Below are 17,769 nucleotides of genomic sequence, written 5' to 3'. Positions count from 1 at the left end.
GGTTCAGGCCGGTTTTGGCGCAGGTTGGCGCGACAGTTGCACCGCCAGAATGCCCAGCGTGGTGATCAGAACCCCCGTCAGGTCCAGCGGGCCAAGCTGCTCACCCAGCAGGATGGCGGCGATGGCGACGCCGAAGACCGGGTTGAGGAAGTGGAAGGTCGCGGCGCGGATCGGGCCGATGCGATCCAGCAGCAGGAACCAGATCAGCGTGGCCAGCAGGCCGGGGAACAGGGTGGTATAGGTAAAGGCCAGCGCGAAAGGCAGGGTGAGTTGGATATGGATCGTCTCAAAGATAGGGGCGGCGAGGAAAAGGATCGCCGAGCCCACCAGCATTTGCAGCCCCACCACCATCATGAAATTCCCGCCCGAGGTCGCCCCCCGCACCGCCAGCGTGGCAAAGGTCAGCGCCAGCGCGCCGATCCCGCAGAGCAGGACGCCGAACAGATCGACGCCGGCGCTGATCCGGCTGCTCAAGATCAGGGCGACCCCGGCAAACCCAGCCAGCAGGCCGAGGATGCCCAGAGGGCGCAGCCGTTCGCCCAGCAGCAGCCACCCTGCCAGCGCCACAAGCAGCGGCATGGTCGAGGCGATGATCGCCGCGACCGAGGCCTCGACCGTTTGCATCGCATAGAAATTCAGACCCAAATAAAGGGCATTCTGGCAAATACCGAACAGGATCGTGGCGCGCCACTGGCCCGGTGTCAGGTGCCAGCTTTGCCCCATCGCCCGTGCAATTGCCACGCCCAGCAGCCCCGAGATCAGAAACCGCAGCGCCAGTGAAAACAGCGGTGACGCATCGGCCACGATGATCCGGGCCGAGGTAAAGGCCGAGGACCAGATCAGGGCAAACACAAGCCCCATGGCAATGGCGCGCAAATCCATCTCGGCCCCCTTGTCACACCGCGCGGACTGTTCCCGATTTTTTACTGGTTCGCAAGCGCCCAGAGGGCCGGGGGTTGGGATGATCGACGAGGGTACCGACACATAATGCCAACAGGCTGGGAACTTTCGGCGGTCGGTTCCCGCTGTCGGCATGGTCCTGATGCCGTTGGGCGAGGGGTCAACGCCAACAACGGACCGAAGCAGGTGCCAATCTCAGGCTATATACAAACCGTACATATCCACATCAAACCCGGACAGGGCATTGTCCCGAGCGAATCCATTTTTGATCAGAACCCGCTCAGAGCCGGTATTTTCCGGTGCAACGCCACCCAACAGCTGCACCGCGTCGCCCTGACCGCGATACCAGTTCACAAGCCCCTCGATGAGTTCCGTGGCATAGCCTTTCCCCCAAGCGGCCTCGGACAGGAGGTATCCGATGTGAACGGTCACCGGACGTCCGGGTCCGGGTGTCCGGGCAAGGATCAGCAGCCCCAGAAGTGACCCGCCCGCGTCGCGGATTGTCATAACATCACTTTCGGCGGACCTTTCGTCGATCCACGTCTCAACCGCGTTTTCAGCCCCGGCCAGTCGAAACGATGGCGGCAGATGCCGCAGGACGGGCGGGGTCAGGACAGGTTTCAACTGCTCTGCGAGATTCCGTTTCCCATCAATTGACCGCACACAGGACCGCCAATCCTCGACTGTCAGCCGGGGCGTCTTGAAGGCGATGGCAGGCGACATTTTGATGTGTCTCCTTGGGCAGGGGGTCGGGCGGCGTGCGGGCCGGACCGGGCATGAAGATTTCTATCCGGGCCACGCTTTGCGGTGCAAGTGCCCGGCAATCGACATTTTTTTTCAAACCCAAACTCGCCACAACCGAACCAACGCGGCAAAAAGAAAAAGGGTCCCCCGAAGGCGACCCTCAATCGTTTTGTCCGAGAAGGGCTGAAATCAGCCGTTCACGCTGTCTTTGAGCGCCTTCGCGATGGTCATTTTCACAACCTTGTCGGCTTCTTTGGTGAAGGTCTCACCGGTGGCCGGGTTGCGGACCTGACGCTCGGGGCGTTCGCGGCAGTAGATTTTGCCGACGCCGGGCAGGGTCACTGCGCCACCGGCCGAAACTTCGCGGGTGATCAGGCCGGTCACGGCCTCCAGCGCCGCATTCGCGGATTTCTTGTCGGTTCCCATTTCCTCAGCGAGAGCAGCAACCAGCTGAGTCTTTGTCATAGGCTTTGCCATTTCTTGGTCTCCTTAACGTGCCCGATGTCTTGGGCCTCACCGCGTAACTGTAACGGGATATTGTGGAGGAACACAACGAATAGTAGCGTTGAAACCCCTAAAAATATGGGGAAAACGTTGCTTTTTTGCGTCAGAGGAAGGCTGTTTCGTCAAAAGAACGCAATTTCCGGCTGTGCAAACGCTCCAGCGGCATGCCGCGCAGGTGTTCCATCGCCCGGATTCCGATCGCCAGATGGCGGCTGACCTGCGTGGTATAGAAGGACGACGCCATGCCGGGAAGCTTCAATTCCCCATGCAGCGGCTTGTCCGACACGCACAGCAATGTGCCGTATGGCACCCGGAACCGATAGCCATTGGCGGCGATGGTGGCGCTTTCCATATCCAGCGCAATCGCTCGCGACTGGCTGAGCCGCTGCACCGGGCCGGACTGATCGCGCAACTCCCAGTTGCGGTTGTCGACCGAGGCGACGGTGCCGGTGCGCATGAGGCGCTTCAACTCATACCCGTCCAGTTCGGTGACCTCGGCCACGGCGCGTTCCAGTGCCACCTGAACCTCGGCCAGTGGCGGGATGGGGACCCAGACGGGCAGGTCATCGTCCAACACCTTGTCTTCGCGCAAATAGGCATGGGCCAGAACGAAATCCCCCAGCGCCTGCGTATTGCGCAGCCCGGCGCAATGGCCGACCATCAGCCAGGCATGCGGGCGCAGCACCGCGATGTGATCAGTGGCCGTTTTGGCATTCGACGGCCCGACGCCGATATTGACCAGGGTAATGCCCGAGCCATCCTCGCGCTTCAGGTGATAGGTCGGCATCTGCGGCAGTTTCAGCGGCTGGTCCAGAACGCCCTCGGGCTCGGTGATTTCGGCGTTTCCGGTGGAGACAAAGCTGGTGTAGCCGCTGTCGGGATCCGCCAGTTGCGCGCGCGCGTAGCTTTCGAACTCGGTGACGTAGAACTGGTAGTTGGTGAACAGCACATGGTTCTGGAAATGGCTGGGGTCGGTCGCGGTGTAATGCGCCAGACGGGCCAGCGAATAATCCACGCGCTGCGCGGTGAACAGGGCCAGGGGGCCGACCTCATCCTCGGGGTCGTACACGCCGTTGACGATATCGTCATTGGTGGTCGTCAGGTCCGGCACATCGAACACGTCGCGCAGGGTGAACCCGGCGGCGCCCTGATGCGGCACCACCAGATCGGGGTTGTTGGCCACCGCGAAATGCACCGGGATCGGCGTATCGGATGCACCGATTGTCACCGGCTGGTCGTGGTTCCTGATCAGCAGCGCAATCTGCTGGGTCAGGTAGGATCGGAACAGATCGGGGCGCGTGACGGTGGTGGCGTGGATGCCCGGTTCCGAGACATGGCCAAAGCTCAGCCGGCTGTCCACCTGCGCGTAGGAGCGGGTTTTGATGCGAATTTCCGGGTAATAGGCTCTGAATCGCTCGGCAGGCGTGCTGCCATCCAACGCGCTGGCGAAACTGTCGCACAGAAAGCGGGTGGCCTGTTCGAACAACTGTTCAAGCCGCGCCACCGCCGCTGCGGGATCGGTGAATTGTTCCGGAGCAGGCGCGTCAGGTGTTCTTATGATTGTCATGCCAAGGGCTCCAGCAGGTCGATCTTTTCGAATGTGCGCACGTCCACCAGCCCGAGGTCCGATATCCGCAATTCCGGAATCACCACCAGCGCCAGCAGAGAATGCTGCATGTAAGCGTTGTTGAGCGTGCAGCCGCAGGCCTGCATCGCCTGCACCATCTCTTCCGCTTTGGCTGCGACGTCAGAGGCGGGGCTGTCCGACATCAGGCCCGCGATGGGCAGTTCCACCAGCGCCAGTTCCTGACCTTCGCGGAAGACGGTGATGCCGCCGCCGACCTCGGCCAGCCGGTTGGCCGCCAGGGCCATCTGTTCGCGGTCGGTGCCCACAACGATCATATGGTGGCTGTCATGCGCCACGGTCGAGGCCATGGCCATCGGCCCCTCATACCCGAAGCCCGACACAAACGCATTTGTCACCCCGCCCGTGGCGCGGTGCCGTTCGACAAGCGCGATCTGGCAGACGTCGCCCTCGCCTTCGACCAGCCCGCCGATGATCGGCAATTCGGCCTTAAGCGCCTTGGTCGGGGCCTGATTTTCCACAACTCCGATCACATTGGCACGCACCCGGTTGGCCCCTGCGGGGGCTTTGATCTCGAAGTCAGCACCGGTCAGCGCATGCCCCAGATGCACCGTGTTGCGGGCCTTGTCGGGCCAGTTCAGATGCGGGCAGTCGACCGTGATTGCGCCGTTCTCGGCCACGATCTGTCCGCGCGCAATCACCATCTCGATGGGTAATTCCGTCAGGTCCGAGCTGAGGATGATATCTGCCCGCCGCCCCGGCGTGACCGAGCCGATCTCACGCTCCAGCCCGAAATGCGTGGCCGTATTTATGGTGGCCATCTGCAACGCAACCAGCGGCTCGCACCCGCAGGCAATCGCGTGGCGCACAACCCGGTTCATATGCCCGTCATTGACCAGGGTGCCGGAATGGCAATCGTCCGTGCAGAGGATAAAGTTGCGCGGGTCCAGCCCTTTTTCGGTCACGGCAGTGATTTGGCTTTCCACATCGTACCAGGCCGAACCCAGCCGCATCATCGACCGCATCCCCTGCCGCACGCGGGCGATGGCGTCGGCTTCGCAGGTGCCTTCGTGATCGTCGGCGGGGCCGCCCGCGACATAAGCGGCGAAATCAGGCCCTAAATCCGGCGATGCATAGTGCCCGCCAACGGTTTTACCTGCCCGCTGCGTGGCAGCGATCTCGGCCAGCATCTTCGGGTCGCCATGGATCACACCGGGGAAATTCATCATTTCCCCCAACCCGATGATCCCGGGCCAGGACATCGCCTCGACCACATCTTCTGGGGTGATTTCATACCCGGTCGTTTCCAGCCCCGGGGCCGAAGGCGCGCACGAGGGCATCTGGGTGAAGATGTTGACCGGCTGCATCATCGCCTCGTCATGCATCATGCGCACGCCCTCAAGACCCAGCACATTGGCGATCTCATGCGGGTCGGTGAACATCGTGGTCGTGCCATGCGGGATCACCGCGCGGGCAAATTCGGCGGGCGTCAGCATGCCGGATTCGATATGCATATGCCCGTCGCACAGGCCGGGCAGGATATAACGCCCCTCTGCTTCGATGATCTGCGTGTCCGGGCCGATGCAGTGCTGCGCATCCGGCCCGACAAAGGCGATCCGGCCTTCGGCAATTGCGACGGAGTGGTCCGGCAGCAGTTCCCGGCTGTGCACATTGACCCAGATACCGCCGCGAATAACCACATCCGCAGCCTCGCGCCCCGCTGCAACGGCGATTAAACGGGGGGCGACATCGGGCCAGCTTGGGAAGGGAGTGTAGTCCATGGCTCAACTTTCCCGAATGCGCCGCCGGGTGCAACCCCGGTTATTCGGTATCATGAAAACATCACATCAGCCGGTGCACGGCCCGTCCGGCTTGGCACACCCGCAGCGCGCCAGCGCTGCCCGGCCCAACCCGGGAAGATGCCCCGCAAGGGGCATCGGCGCGGGGCGGGAGCGCTACCCCTCTGCCCCGATCTCGCGCCGAACCCAATTGGCAAAGGCCACCGCGCCGGGTGTTTCTTCGGCCTGCGGGGACAGCAGCAGGTAATACGCCTCGGGCATCGGTACGCGATGATAGAATGGGGCTGCCAGCAGACCCTGTTCGATCAGCCGGCCCGCGATCGCATCATGCGCCAGACACAGCCCGCCGCCTGCCATTACAGCGGACAGGCAGACCAGATAAGTCGTGGTATAGGTTATGGCCGGATTTCCCCATGTCAGAGCCTGATCTTCCGCCCAGCTCGACCAGTTTGACAGCAGGTTCGAGCAATCGAACAAAGGCTGTTGCTGAAGCGTATCCAGCGACACAGGATAGCCGGGCGCGCAGACCGGATAGTAGAATTCGCGGCGCAGCAGTTCGGTCCGGACCGAGTCCGCTGGCCGCAGAGAGAATCGGATCTCGACCGCGGCCCCTTCGGCCATTTCGCGCGGCTCCCACAATTCGGTGAAGATGTTCAGTTGCACATCCGGATGCGCGGCGCGAAAGGCAGGCAGGCGCGGGGCCAGCCAGTTGACCGCGAAAGTGATGTTGCACTGCACCTGCACCGCGTTCTGCTGCGCGCCGGTGACGGCCTGGGTGCCGCGCACCAGCGTCCGGAACGCTTCGCGCACGACGGGCAGGTAGGTAATGCCCGCTTCGGTCAGTTCCAGCGCCTTGGGGCGCCGCAGGAACAAGGGCTGGCCCAAATGCCCCTCCAGCGACTTGATCTGCTGGCTGACCGCGCTTTGCGTCATGTTCAGATCACGCGCCGCACCGGTAAAGGACAGATGGCGGGCCGCGGCCTCGAACGTGCGCAGCCATCCCAGCGGCGGCAGTTGTTTCTGCATCTTCATAACCTCGGCATAAGTTTCACTAATGGAATAGGTGCGTTTTTTTCGTTGGTCAAATCGCCGGGGCGGAGGCAGGCTTTTCCTTAGACCTGTCAGAGGAGCCACCCCATGAGTCTCGCCAGCCTTCGCCCCAATATCGACCATTGGTCCGAGCGTGTGGATTTGGCGGCCACCTTCCGCTGGACCGCGCGTCTGAACATGCATGAGGCTGTGGCCAACCATTTCAGCCTTGCGGTGAACGAAGACGGCACGCAGTTTCTGATGAACTCCAATCAGATGCACTTTGCGCGCATCCGCGCCTCGGACCTGTTGCTGCTGGATGCCAATGATCCGGCGGTGATGAACCAGCCCGGCGCGCCGGACCCGACGGCCTGGGGCTTGCACGGGTCGATCCACCGCCACTGCCCCCATGCGCGTTGCGTCATGCATGTGCATTCAATCTTCGCCACGGTGCTGGCGTCGCTGGCCGACAGCACGCTGCCGCCGATCGACCAGAACACCGCGACCTTCTTCAACCGCTACGTGATCGACGAAGAATTTGGCGGTCTGGCATTCGAGAGCGAGGGCGAACGCTGCGCCTCGATGCTGTCGGATCCGAAGAAGAAGGTCATGATCATGGGCAATCACGGGGTTCTGGTTCTGGGCCGTGATCCGGGGGATGCTTTTAACAGGCTCTATTATTTCGAACGCGCGGCCGAGACCTACATCCGTGCGCTGCAGACCGGCCAACCCCTGCGGGTGCTGTCGGATGAGATTGCCGAGAAGACCGCGCAGGAACTGGACGAATACCCCGATCAGGACGATGCGCATCTGCGTGAGATCAAAGCGATGCTCGATGCCGAAGGCTCGGACTACGCGACGTGACCGCAATCCAAAGGGTGACTGCCATGACCGACGCCACTCAGGACCCCGAAGCCGCCCGCTGGCACTACCACCCCGAAGGGCCGGTGGGATTGAATCCCCTGTTCAACTGGCCGCCACGACCGGCAGCCGTGTTGCGGTGGTATAGTGGCGCGTGGCTGCAAATCACCGCACTGACGTTATGCATGCTGCTGGCCATTGCCGCCTATGCGCTGTTTTTTCCTTCATTAGAGTCTGTGCAGACCTTCGCGCCGGGCTGGATGTTCCGCATCTGGCTGCTGAACATGGTGCCGCAGATAATGGTGGCCGGCAGCCTGCATTGGTGGCTGTACATGCGCAAAGGTCAGGGCATGTACAAAAAGTTCGACCGCCGCGACCTGACCCGCAACAACGGCAACTTCACCTTCCGCAATCAGGTTCTGGACAATATCTGGTGGACGCTGGGCAGTGCCATGACCGTCGCGACGGTTTATCAGTGGTTTATCTACTGGGCGATGGCCAACGGCTATGTGCCCACGGTCACATGGGCCAGCGCGCCGGTGTGGTTCGTGATCTGGATGCTGTTCATCCCGATGTGGTCCGGGCTGCATTTCTACTGGGTCCACCGGCTGGAGCATCACCCAAAGCTCTACAAACACGTCCACGCCGTGCATCACCGCAACGTCAATATCGGCCCGTGGTCGGGGATTTCGAACCACTGGTTCGAGAATATCCTCTACTTCACCACATATTTCATCCACCTGATCGTGCCCTCGCACCCGCTGCATCTGTTGTTTCACAGCTATTTCCAGCAGATCAGCCCGGTCCTGTCCCATTCCGGGTTCGAAAAGCTGAAGGCAGGCGAGACCGAGGCTGCGCGGGCCGGGGATTTCTTCCACCAACTTCACCACCGGTATTTCGAATGCAACTACGGCACCTCGGAAATCCCGTTCGACAAGTGGTTCGGCACCTATCATGACGGGTCAGCCGAGGCGACGACGCGCACGCGGGCCTTCAAGAAGCAGATGTACACCTAACAGGTGCGCAGCGCGCGCGGGGTCACCCCAAACTCGGCCCTGAACGCCCGGGTGAGCGCGCTGGGATCGTCATACCCGGCGCGCAGGGCAACCTCGCGGATGCTCAGATCCGTCTCGGACACCAGTTTGCGGGCCAGATTCAGCCGCAGCCGCCGGTAGACCTGCGCTGGCCCGGCCCCAAGCTCCGCCTGCATCCGCACCGACAGTGTTTTTTGCGACCGACCGATCCGGCGGGCGATCTCGGCCACTGGCAAGGGCGTTTCCAGATGTTCCTGCATCAGCGCCAGTGCAGCATTGACGCTGCTGCTGGTCGCCCCTGCACCGCCGGAATGCGACCGCGCGGAATCGCGGGTCATGAACAACTGGCAGACCTCAAGCGCCAGCGCCTGTCCCTGATCCCGCCCGATCAGGTGCAGCACCAGATCAAAGGCCGCCATGGCGCCGGAACAGGTGATGCGGTTGCCATCGATCACATATCGCTCGCGCACGGCCTCGACCTCGGGGAAACGCTCGGTGAATCCGACCAGTTCCTCCCAGTGAATGGTGGCGCGGTGCCCATCCAGCAGGCCCGCGCGCGCCAGCAGCCAGCTGCCGGTGTCAAGACCCACCAGCGTTTCAAACCGTTGCGCCGCCGACCTGAGCCCCGCCTGCGTCTGCCAGCCGCCATAGGCGCGGAAACCGTAGGATGGCATCACCATCAACGTATCCCCGGCTGCGGTCTGAAGCACCCCATGCGGCGCGACCTGCAAGCCCGAGGACGAGGTGACCGATCCGGCCGTCAGCGACAGGAAACGCCAGTCATATAAAACACGTCCGGACAAGGTGTTTGCAGCCCGCAACGGCTCGACCGTGTTGGCAAGGCAGTGGTTCGAGAACCCGTCAAACAGAAGAACCCCGATTTGCTGCGGCGCGGCGGGGGATTTAATCCAATCCTGCATGAAAACTGTCTATTTCTGCATGATAGGAAATTCAACCTGCATCACGATACGCGCAAATCCAGATGCGGAGACTTCAGATGCAATATGGCCTGTCCGACGAGCAGGAGATGATCGCCTCGACCGTGCGCAGCTTTGTCGAGAACGAGATTTACCCTTTTGAAGAGATTGTCGAGCGCACCGGCGAGGTTCCGCAGGAGGTTGCGGACGAGATCAAGCGCAAGACCATCGAGCTTGGATTCTACGCCTGCAATTTCCCGGAAAGTGTCGGCTGTGCGGGCCTGAACCATCTGGAGTTCGCTTTGGTCGAGCGGGAGTTGGGCCGGGGTTCGATGGCGCTGAACCATTTCTTCGGGCGACCGCAGAACATCCTGATGGCCTGCGAGGGCGAACAGGTCGAGCGCTATCTGATGCCCGCCGTCCGGGGCGAAAGGATGGACGCGCTGGCGATGACCGAACCCGGCGCGGGCTCGGATGTGCGCGGCATGAAATGCGCGGCGGTGCGCGATGGTGGCGATTGGGTGGTCAACGGGACCAAACATTTCATCTCGGGCGCTGAGCATGCGGATTTCATCATCGTCTTTATCGCAACCGGCGAGGATCAGACAGAAAAAGGCCCTAAAAAGCGAATTACCGCCTTTCTGGTCGACCGGGGCACGCCCGGGTTCACCATTCGCGACGGGTATAAATCCGTCAGCCATCGGGGCTACAAGAACATGGTTCTGGATTTCGACGACTGCCGCCTGCCGGATGCGCAGGTTCTGGGTGCGGTCGATGGCGGGGTCGATGTGATGAACACCTGGCTTTACGCCACGCGCATCACGGTTGCGGCCATGTCCGTGGGCCGGGCGCGGCGGGCGTTTGACTATGCGCTGGACTATGCCGCCACGCGGGAACAGTTCGGCCAGAAGATCGGCAAGTTTCAGGGCGTGTCCTTCCAGATCGCCGACATGATCACCGAGATTGACGCCGCCGACCTGCTGACGCTGGCCGCGGCGGATCGTCTGGATCAGGGTCTGCCCGCGAATCGCGAGATTGCCTCGGCCAAGCTCTATGCCTCGGAAATGCTGGCGCGGGTGACGGATGCGGCGATTCAGGTTCACGGCGGGATGGGCCTGATGGACGATTATCCGCTGGAACGGTTCTGGCGCGACGCGCGGGTCGAGCGTATCTGGGACGGCACCAGCGAGATTCAGCGCCACATCATCAGCCGTGATCTGCTGAGGGCGCTGGGCGCATGAGGCGCATTCTGAACCCCACTTCGCTGGCGGTGATCGGCGGCGGTGCGTGGTGCGCTGCCGTGATCGATCAGGCCCGCAGGTTCGGGTTTCAGGGCGACATCTGGCCGGTTCACCCCAAGGCCGAACAGGTTGGTGGCGCACAGGCTTTTGCCGCGATAGAAGACCTGCCCGGCGTGCCGGATGTGGCCTTTGTCGGGATCAACCGGCATGCGAGCGTTTCGGCGGTCGCGGCGTTATCAGCAGCAGGCGCGGGCGGTGCGGTTTGCTTTGCGTCTGGCTTCACCGAAGCGCGGGCCGAGGATGGTCACGCTGCCGATCTGCAAGCACAACTGGTTGAGGCAGCGGGCAACATGCCGATCCTCGGGCCCAACTGCTATGGATTCGTCAACGCCCTGGACAGGGTGGCGGTCTGGCCCGATCAGCACGGCATGCGGCCCGTAAAGCGCGGCGTGGCGATCCTGACGCAAAGCTCGAATATCGCGATCAACATGACCATGCAGCGCCGGGCGCTGCCGCTGGCTTTCATGCTGACCTGTGGGAATCAGGCGCAGACGCATCAGGCCGACATCGCCTCGGCCCTGCTGGACGATGACCGCATCACCGCGATTGGCGTTCATATCGAAGGCTTCGGCGATTTGCGCAAATGGGAGGCTCTAGCCCGCAAGGCGCGGGCCCGGAACATCCCCATCATCGCGCTGAAAATGGGGCGGTCGCAGCACGCACAGGCGGCGACGATTTCGCATACCGCCTCGCTGGCGGGTGGGGATGCGGGCGCGCAGGCGTTCCTCGACCGGTTGGGTATTGCGCGGCTGGATGACATCCCCAGCCTTCTGGAATGTCTGAAACTGCTGCATGTCACCGGACGGCTGGACGGCAATGGGCTGGGTATGATCAGCTGTTCGGGGGGTGAGGCCAGCCTGTCTGCGGATATGGCAGAGGATCGCGACCTGCATTTCCCGCCATTGACCGACCCGCAAAAGGCCGATCTGCGCGCGGCCCTTGGCCCCATGGTGGCGTTGGCAAACCCGCTGGATTACCACACCTACATCTGGCGCGACACGGAGGCGATGACCCGTGCCTGGTCGGGTATGACGGGACCGGACAAGGCTCTGACACTGGCGATTGTGGATTATCCGCACACAGACCCGACGGATTGGGACTGCGCGACAAAGGCCGCTTTGAACTGCGCCGCACAGACCGGTCGGCCCTTTGCGGTGGCGGCGACCTTGCCGGAATTGATGCCAGAGACCGTCGCGCAACGCCTGCTGGAAGGTGGCGTGGTGCCCTTTGCGGGACTGCACGAAGCGCTGGCGGCTGTCGAGGCCGCAGCCCGACCATTGCCCGAGGAAACGGAGCCGGTGCTTTTGCCGTCAGCCGCGCCAGCAGATCGCATATTGACCGAGGCGGAGGCCAAGGCGGAATTAGCCGGGTTTGGGCTGTCTGTTCCTCGCCGCGTTGTGGTCAGACCCACGGATACGGCTGGGGTTCGGGACCTGAACGGCCCCTTCGCTGTAAAAGGCGTCGGGCTGGCGCATAAATCTGAACATGGTGCGGTGCGCCTTGGCGTCCCAGCCTCTGAACTGGCCGAGGCCGTACGATCGGTCGGAACCGATGAGGTGTTGATCGAGGAGATGGCCACCGGCACGGTGGCCGAGCTTTTGATCGGCGCCACCCGCGACCCGGCGCATGGCTATGTTCTGACCATCAGCGCGGGCGGTGTCCTGACCGAAATTCTGCGCGACACGGTCTCGGTCCTGATCCCTGCGCCCCGCACGGCGATGCGCCGGGCGATGAACTGTCTGGCCTGCGCGCCGCTGATGGCGGGGTATCGAGGCAAGCCCCCGGCAGACATTAACGCCATCCTTGATGCCGTCGATGCATTGCAAAACTATGTGATTGCCAACGCGGCAACCGTCGAAGAAGTTGAGATTAACCCGCTGATCTGCACCGCCGACGGGGCGGTTGCAGTGGATGCGCTGATCCGAAAGGCAAGCTTATGAGTCCGATCAAAACCCGCCGCGACGGTGCCATTCTCGAAGTCACCCTGGACCGGCCCAAGGCCAACGCCATCGATCTGGCCACCAGCCGCATCATGGGCGAGGTGTTCCGCGGCTATCGCGACGATCCCGAACTGCGTGTGGCCATCCTGACCGGCGCGGGCGAGAAATTCTTTTGCCCCGGCTGGGACCTGAAAGCCGCAGCCGGTGGCGACGTGGTAGATGGCGATTATGGCGTCGGCGGTTTTGGTGGTTTGCAGGAGTTGCGCGATCTCAACAAACCCGTCATCGCTGCGGTTAACGGCATCGCCTGCGGCGGCGGGCTGGAACTGGCGCTGAGCGCCGACATGATTCTGGCGGCAGACCACGCAACCTTTGCCCTGCCCGAGATCCGGTCGGGCACGGTGGCTGACGCCGCCAGCGTCAGGCTGCCCAAGCGCATCCCCTATCACATCGCGATGGAGCTGCTGCTGACCGGGCGCTGGTTCGATGCGGAAGAAGGCCATCGCTGGGGTCTGATAAACGAGATCAAGCCTGCTGACCGGTTGATGGACCGGGCATGGGAGCTGGCGCGGCTGCTGGCCAGCGGCCCACCGCTGGTCTACGCCGCCATCAAAGAGATTGTGCGCGAAGCCGAGGATGCCAAGTTTCAGGACATCATGAACCGGATCACCAAGCGGCAGCTGACCACCGTCGATGTGCTGTATGGATCCGAGGACAATCTGGAAGGCGCGCGGGCCTTTGCGGAAAAGCGCGATCCGGTCTGGAAGGGGCGCTAGGCCTTTTCAAACAGGGCGATCAGCGCGGTGTCGTCCTTGTTCGGCCCTGCGGCGAGGTCGCCGTAGATTCGCACCTCGGACAGGTTCAGGTTGCGAATCTGATCGTGGCCGAGCTGGTGCAGCACATCGGCGAAACCCAGTTTCCGGTAATGCTGTGCGTTGATCGACAGTGCGAACTGCGCCCCGTGGCGGGCGATCCGCAGCAAAGCCGGAAGCGCATCGGGCCCCAGATGGCCATGGGTGAACGTGCCGGATGAGACGATGCCCGCGTAGCTGTCATCCGGCACCGGGATGCCCGCGTTCAGATCGGCCTCGATCGCATCCCGGTAAATGTCCTTGCGCATGGCCTGATCCAGCATCTCGGCGCTGATATCGGTGGCGTCAATCGGCCCGACACCCAGACCCGCCAGTACGGCACCGCAGAGCCCGGTGCCCGCGCCAACATCCAGAACCGGGCCTTGCCCCCCGGCGCTGACAAAGGCGCGGGCGGTGTGGATGTGCAGCTGATAATCCTCGATCGCGGCAAAGCCTTCGTCGTAATCCCCGGCCCATTCGGCATAGAGACGCTTGTTCTCTTCCGGTGAGGTCAGCGCATAGGCGGCGTGCAGGTCGGGTGTTTTCTGGCTCATACTTCAAAGAAAGGCGCATCGGGGGATTCGAATCAAGTGCGTCCATCCGGCGCTTGCATCCCCGGCCTGCGCAGATCATCAAGAAGGGCATGACACAGACGTTGTTTTCATTTGGCCACGGCTATTCCGCGCAGGCTTTGTCGCGGGTTCTGAAACCCAAAGGCTGGCACATCACCGGCACCACGCGCGACGCCGAAGGCACCGCCGCAGTCCGGGCCTCGGGGGCCGATCCGCTGGTCTGGCCGGGAGAGGCCGTGGATCTGGACGGGGTGAGCCATCTTCTGGTCTCGACCGCTCCGGGGGCGGAGGGCGATCCGGTGCTGGCCGCGCTGGGCAACGAAATTGCCGACCGCGCCGGGCAGTTCAAATGGGTGGGGTATCTGTCGACCACTGCGGTTTACGGCGATCATCAGGGCGGCTGGGTGGATGAGAGCACCCCACCCGCGCCGACCGCCAGACGGGGCCGCTGGCGGATGCTGGCCGAGCAGCAATGGTCGGCCATTCCCGGCCTGCCGGTGCATATCTTCCGGCTGGCAGGCATTTATGGTCCCGGTCGGGGACCGTTTTCCAAGCTGAAACGCGGCGGGTTACGGCGGATCATCAAGTCGGGGCAGGTCTTTTCGCGCATCCATGTGGATGACATCGCGCAGGTGCTGGCCGCGTCGATGGCCGCGCCTAATCCGGGCGCTGTCTACAATGTCTGTGACGACGAACCGGTGCCGCCACAGGATGTGATCGGTTACGCCGCCGAGCTGCAGGGCCTGCCTCTGCCGCCCGCCGTACCTTTCGAAGACGCCGATCTGACCCCGATGGCGCGCAGTTTCTACAATGAAAACAAGCGGGTGCGGAATGATCGGATCAAGGATGAGCTTGGGGTGAAACTGCTCTACCCCAATTACCGCGCCGGGCTCGAGGCGCTGATGAGTACGCGTTGATGTGGGATTTTCGGTTCAGGCTTGATCATAATCAAAACCTATGATTGTGATCCGAAAACAAAACTTATTTGCATGAATTTGATTTGCTATGTCTTGCGGGACGAAAGACGGCAGAATCGGTAATGCCCGGTGCCACAAGATCCCTGTTTTCGGGATTTTAATCCGGGCAAGGGTTGTACCGACATCTTGCTGTGATCTTGTTCGTTACAGATTTGACCACGCAAAACGGCAAGACCTGAGCCAGGATTGGAGATCGATATGGACGGAAGTGATAACCCCAACACGGGCGGATGCCCTGTCATGCATGGTGCAGGCACTCGGTCGAACCGGGACTGGTGGCCAAACCAGCTGAACCTGTCGATCCTGCATCAGCACGCGCCCGCCTCGAACCCGCTGGGGGCCGAGTTCAACTATGCCGAGGCATTCCAGGCGCTGGACATGAAGGCGCTGAAACAAGACCTGTACGCGCTGATGACGGATTCGCAGGACTGGTGGCCTGCGGATTACGGCCACTATGGCGGGTTGTTCATCCGCATGGCCTGGCACAGCGCCGGGACGTACCGGACGGCAGATGGTCGTGGTGGCGCCTCGACCGGGAACCAGCGGTTTGCGCCGCTGAACAGCTGGCCGGATAACGGCAACCTCGACAAGGCGCGCCGCCTGCTGTGGCCGATCAAGCAGAAATACGGCAACCAGATTTCCTGGGCTGACCTGTATATTCTGGCGGGCAACTGCGCCATTGAATCCATGGGCGGCAAGACCTTTGGCTTTGCCGGTGGCCGTGAAGACATCTGGGCGCCCGAAGAAGACATCTATTGGGGCACCGAGACCGAATGGCTCGCCCCCACCGACAACCCGCACAGCCGCTATTCCGGCGAGCGCGATCTGGAAAACCCGCTGGCCGCTGTGCAGATGGGTCTGATTTATGTGAACCCCGAAGGACCGGATGGGGAACCGAACGTTCTGGCCTCGGGCCGCGACATTCGCGACACTTTCGGCCGGATGGCGATGAACGACGAGGAAACCGTTGCTCTGGTCGCGGGCGGCCATACCTTCGGCAAGGCCCACGGCGCGGGCGATCCCGATCTGGTCGGCCCGGAACCCGAAGCCGCCCCGATCGAGGATATGGGCTTTGGCTGGATCAACAAGTTCGGCTCGGGCAAGGGTGACGACACCACGACCTCGGGCATTGAGGGCGCATGGACCGCAAACCCGATCAAATGGGACAACGGCTATTTTGACCTGCTGTTCGGATACGAGTGGAACCTGACCAAAAGCCCCTCGGGCGCGTGGATTTGGGAGCCGATCGGCGTGAAAGAAGAAGACATGGCCCCGGCGGCGCATGATCCGTCGAAAAAGGTCAAGACCATGATGACCACCGCCGACATGGCGATGCGCATGGACCCGATCTATGGCCCGATCTCGAAACGCTTCCACGAGAACCCGGACCAATTCGCCGATGCCTTCGCCCGCGCGTGGTTCAAACTGACCCACCGCGATATGGGTCCGCGCGCGGCCTACATCGGTGAGGAAGCCCCAACCGAAGAGCTGATCTGGCAAGACAACGTCCCGCCCGTGGATCATGATCTGGTGGACGACGCGGATGTGGCTGACCTGAAAGCCAGGATCGCAGCCACCGGCCTGTCGGTCTCGGAACTGGTCTCGACTGCCTGGGCCTCGGCCTCGACCTATCGCGGGTCGGACAAGCGCGGCGGTGCCAATGGCGCGCGCATCCGTCTTGCGCCGCAAAAGGATTGGGACGTCAACGAGCCGATGAAACTGTCCAAGGCGCTGGATGCGCTGGAGGGCGTTCAAACCGCGTTCAACGACGCGCAGTCGGGCGGCAAGAAAGTGTCGCTGGCCGATGTGATCGTTCTGGCAGGTAGCCTCGGCGTTGAGCAGGCGGCAAAAGCCGCCGGTCATGATGTCGACGTGCCGTTTGCGCCGGGCCGCACGGATGCGTCCCAAGACCAGACGGATGTGGGTAGCTTCGCCGTAATGGAGCCCATCGCCGACGGGTTCCGCAACTACCAGAAGACCGACTATACCGTCTCGCCCGAAGAACTGCTGGTAGATCGGGCGCAACTGCTGACGCTCTCTGCGCCCGAAATGACGGCGCTGGTCGGCGGCCTGCGGGTTCTGGGCGCGAATTTCGGCGACAGCAAGCACGGTGTGTTCACTGACCGCGTCGGAACGCTCAGCACCGACTTCTTCACCAACCTGCTGGACATGGGCACCGATTGGAAACCAGCGGGCAATGGCGTCTATGAAGGCCGCGACCGCGCCAGCGGTGATGTCAAGTGGACCGGTACCCGCGTCGATCTGGTCTTCGGCTCGAACTCGCAACTGCGGGCGCTGGCCGAGGTCTATGGGCAGGCAGATGCGGGTGGCAAGTTCGTCTGCGACTTTGTCTCGGCCTGGAACAAGGTGATGAACGCGGACCGGTTCGATCTGAAGTAATCACCCCTACCACTCACGAAACGACGCCGCCCGGGGGCCTCGGGCGGCGTTTTCTGTTGGGTGAGTCCGGGACGGGTGGCCGTGACCGGCTGCGATTCCTCCGAACGGTCATTCATTTGCCTGTCTGAAACCATGTTTGGCTGGTTTGGTGACCGGAATTATTAAGCCAACCTATTGTTTTCATTAACATGAGTGTGTTTCCGCTGAGAAATGTGAAGTTTTTTCAAAATGGGGGTTGCAGGTCCCGAACCTAATCCGTAAATACCCCTTCACCGGCGCTGCTGAGGCGGTTGCTGGGTTGCTGGAGACGGCGAGACGCGCTGGAAAGACGGCGGGACACATCGGAGAGACGGTG

Annotated in this window: 15 protein-coding genes; 7 read left to right on the top strand and 8 right to left on the bottom strand. The window is 62.3% G+C overall.

The window, feature by feature from the left end; translation table 11 throughout:
- Window positions 1-3 precede the first annotated feature (3 nt).
- The 6 genes from ACR0EZ_RS23965 to ACR0EZ_RS23940 form a co-directional block, all read right to left on the bottom strand.
- Window positions 4-882 (bottom strand): DMT family transporter, encoded by an 879-nt coding sequence (locus tag ACR0EZ_RS23965; RefSeq protein WP_480617309.1) that lies wholly within the window; start codon window positions 880-882, stop codon window positions 4-6.
- 213 nt (window positions 883-1,095) lie between these two features.
- Entirely contained in the window at window positions 1,096-1,623 is a 528-nt protein-coding gene (locus ACR0EZ_RS23960; RefSeq protein WP_480617308.1) for a GNAT family N-acetyltransferase, read from the bottom strand.
- Between the two features lie 210 nt (window positions 1,624-1,833).
- Window positions 1,834-2,121 carry an HU family DNA-binding protein gene (locus ACR0EZ_RS23955; protein ID WP_050605937.1) on the bottom strand — a complete coding sequence of 96 codons (288 nt, stop codon included), beginning with the start codon at window positions 2,119-2,121 and terminating at the stop codon, window positions 1,834-1,836.
- A 130-nt stretch (window positions 2,122-2,251) separates the two neighbouring features.
- Window positions 2,252-3,715, bottom strand: a complete 1,464-nt coding sequence (locus tag ACR0EZ_RS23950; protein WP_480617307.1) for an AMP nucleosidase — start codon at window positions 3,713-3,715, stop codon at window positions 2,252-2,254.
- A complete protein-coding gene (gene ade / locus ACR0EZ_RS23945) occupies window positions 3,712-5,514 on the bottom strand; it encodes an adenine deaminase (RefSeq protein ID WP_480617306.1) in 1,803 nt (600 codons plus the stop codon). The genes ACR0EZ_RS23950 and ade overlap by 4 nt, the downstream gene beginning before the upstream one ends.
- A 174-nt stretch (window positions 5,515-5,688) precedes the next feature.
- Window positions 5,689-6,558, bottom strand: a complete 870-nt coding sequence (locus tag ACR0EZ_RS23940) for a LysR family transcriptional regulator (RefSeq protein ID WP_480617305.1) — start codon at window positions 6,556-6,558, stop codon at window positions 5,689-5,691.
- Window positions 6,559-6,669: 111 nt separating this feature from the next.
- Here ACR0EZ_RS23940 and ACR0EZ_RS23935 point away from each other — a divergent pair, with 111 nt between their 5' ends.
- Window positions 6,670-7,425 (top strand): class II aldolase and adducin N-terminal domain-containing protein, encoded by a 756-nt coding sequence (locus ACR0EZ_RS23935; protein WP_480617304.1) that lies wholly within the window; start codon window positions 6,670-6,672, stop codon window positions 7,423-7,425.
- Between the two features lie 23 nt (window positions 7,426-7,448).
- Window positions 7,449-8,438, top strand: a complete 990-nt coding sequence (locus tag ACR0EZ_RS23930) for a sterol desaturase family protein (RefSeq protein ID WP_480617303.1) — start codon at window positions 7,449-7,451, stop codon at window positions 8,436-8,438.
- Here ACR0EZ_RS23930 and ACR0EZ_RS23925 read toward each other — a convergent pair.
- On the bottom strand, window positions 8,435-9,376 hold the full coding sequence (locus ACR0EZ_RS23925) for a GlxA family transcriptional regulator (RefSeq protein ID WP_480617301.1): 942 nt from the start codon (window positions 9,374-9,376) through the stop codon (window positions 8,435-8,437). The genes ACR0EZ_RS23930 and ACR0EZ_RS23925 overlap by 4 nt on opposite strands.
- A 77-nt stretch (window positions 9,377-9,453) precedes the next feature.
- Here ACR0EZ_RS23925 and ACR0EZ_RS23920 point away from each other — a divergent pair, with 77 nt between their 5' ends.
- Genes ACR0EZ_RS23920 through ACR0EZ_RS23910 form a run of 3 tightly spaced genes read left to right on the top strand, consistent with a single transcriptional unit; the run spans window position 9,454 to window position 13,390 of the window.
- Window positions 9,454-10,614, top strand: coding sequence for an acyl-CoA dehydrogenase family protein (locus tag ACR0EZ_RS23920; RefSeq protein ID WP_480617300.1), 1,161 nt, complete (start codon window positions 9,454-9,456; stop codon window positions 10,612-10,614).
- Window positions 10,611-12,614, top strand: coding sequence for an acetate--CoA ligase family protein (locus tag ACR0EZ_RS23915; protein ID WP_480617299.1), 2,004 nt, complete (start codon window positions 10,611-10,613; stop codon window positions 12,612-12,614). Before ACR0EZ_RS23920 ends, ACR0EZ_RS23915 begins: the two co-directional genes overlap by 4 nt.
- Window positions 12,611-13,390 (top strand): carnitinyl-CoA dehydratase, encoded by a 780-nt coding sequence (locus tag ACR0EZ_RS23910; RefSeq protein ID WP_480617297.1) that lies wholly within the window; start codon window positions 12,611-12,613, stop codon window positions 13,388-13,390. Before ACR0EZ_RS23915 ends, ACR0EZ_RS23910 begins: the two co-directional genes overlap by 4 nt.
- On the opposite strand, the gene ACR0EZ_RS23905 is transcribed toward ACR0EZ_RS23910, so the two are convergent.
- Window positions 13,387-14,019: a class I SAM-dependent DNA methyltransferase gene (locus tag ACR0EZ_RS23905; protein WP_480617295.1), complete on the bottom strand. Its 633-nt coding sequence runs from the start codon at window positions 14,017-14,019 to the stop codon at window positions 13,387-13,389. The two genes, ACR0EZ_RS23910 and ACR0EZ_RS23905, sit on opposite strands and share 4 nt — an antisense overlap.
- An 89-nt stretch (window positions 14,020-14,108) precedes the next feature.
- Between ACR0EZ_RS23905 and ACR0EZ_RS23900 the strand changes: the two genes are divergently transcribed.
- Window positions 14,109-14,954: an SDR family oxidoreductase gene (locus ACR0EZ_RS23900; protein WP_480617294.1), complete on the top strand. Its 846-nt coding sequence runs from the start codon at window positions 14,109-14,111 to the stop codon at window positions 14,952-14,954.
- 258 nt (window positions 14,955-15,212) lie between these two features.
- Window positions 15,213-17,414, top strand: a complete 2,202-nt coding sequence (gene katG / locus ACR0EZ_RS23895) for a catalase/peroxidase HPI (protein ID WP_480617293.1) — start codon at window positions 15,213-15,215, stop codon at window positions 17,412-17,414.
- The last annotated feature ends 355 nt before the right edge of the window (window positions 17,415-17,769 follow it).

The organism is Ruegeria sp. AK4 (assembly GCF_056541025.1).
The sequence above is the reverse complement of the archived record's forward strand: the minus strand, read 5'-3'. Positions and strand labels throughout refer to the sequence as shown.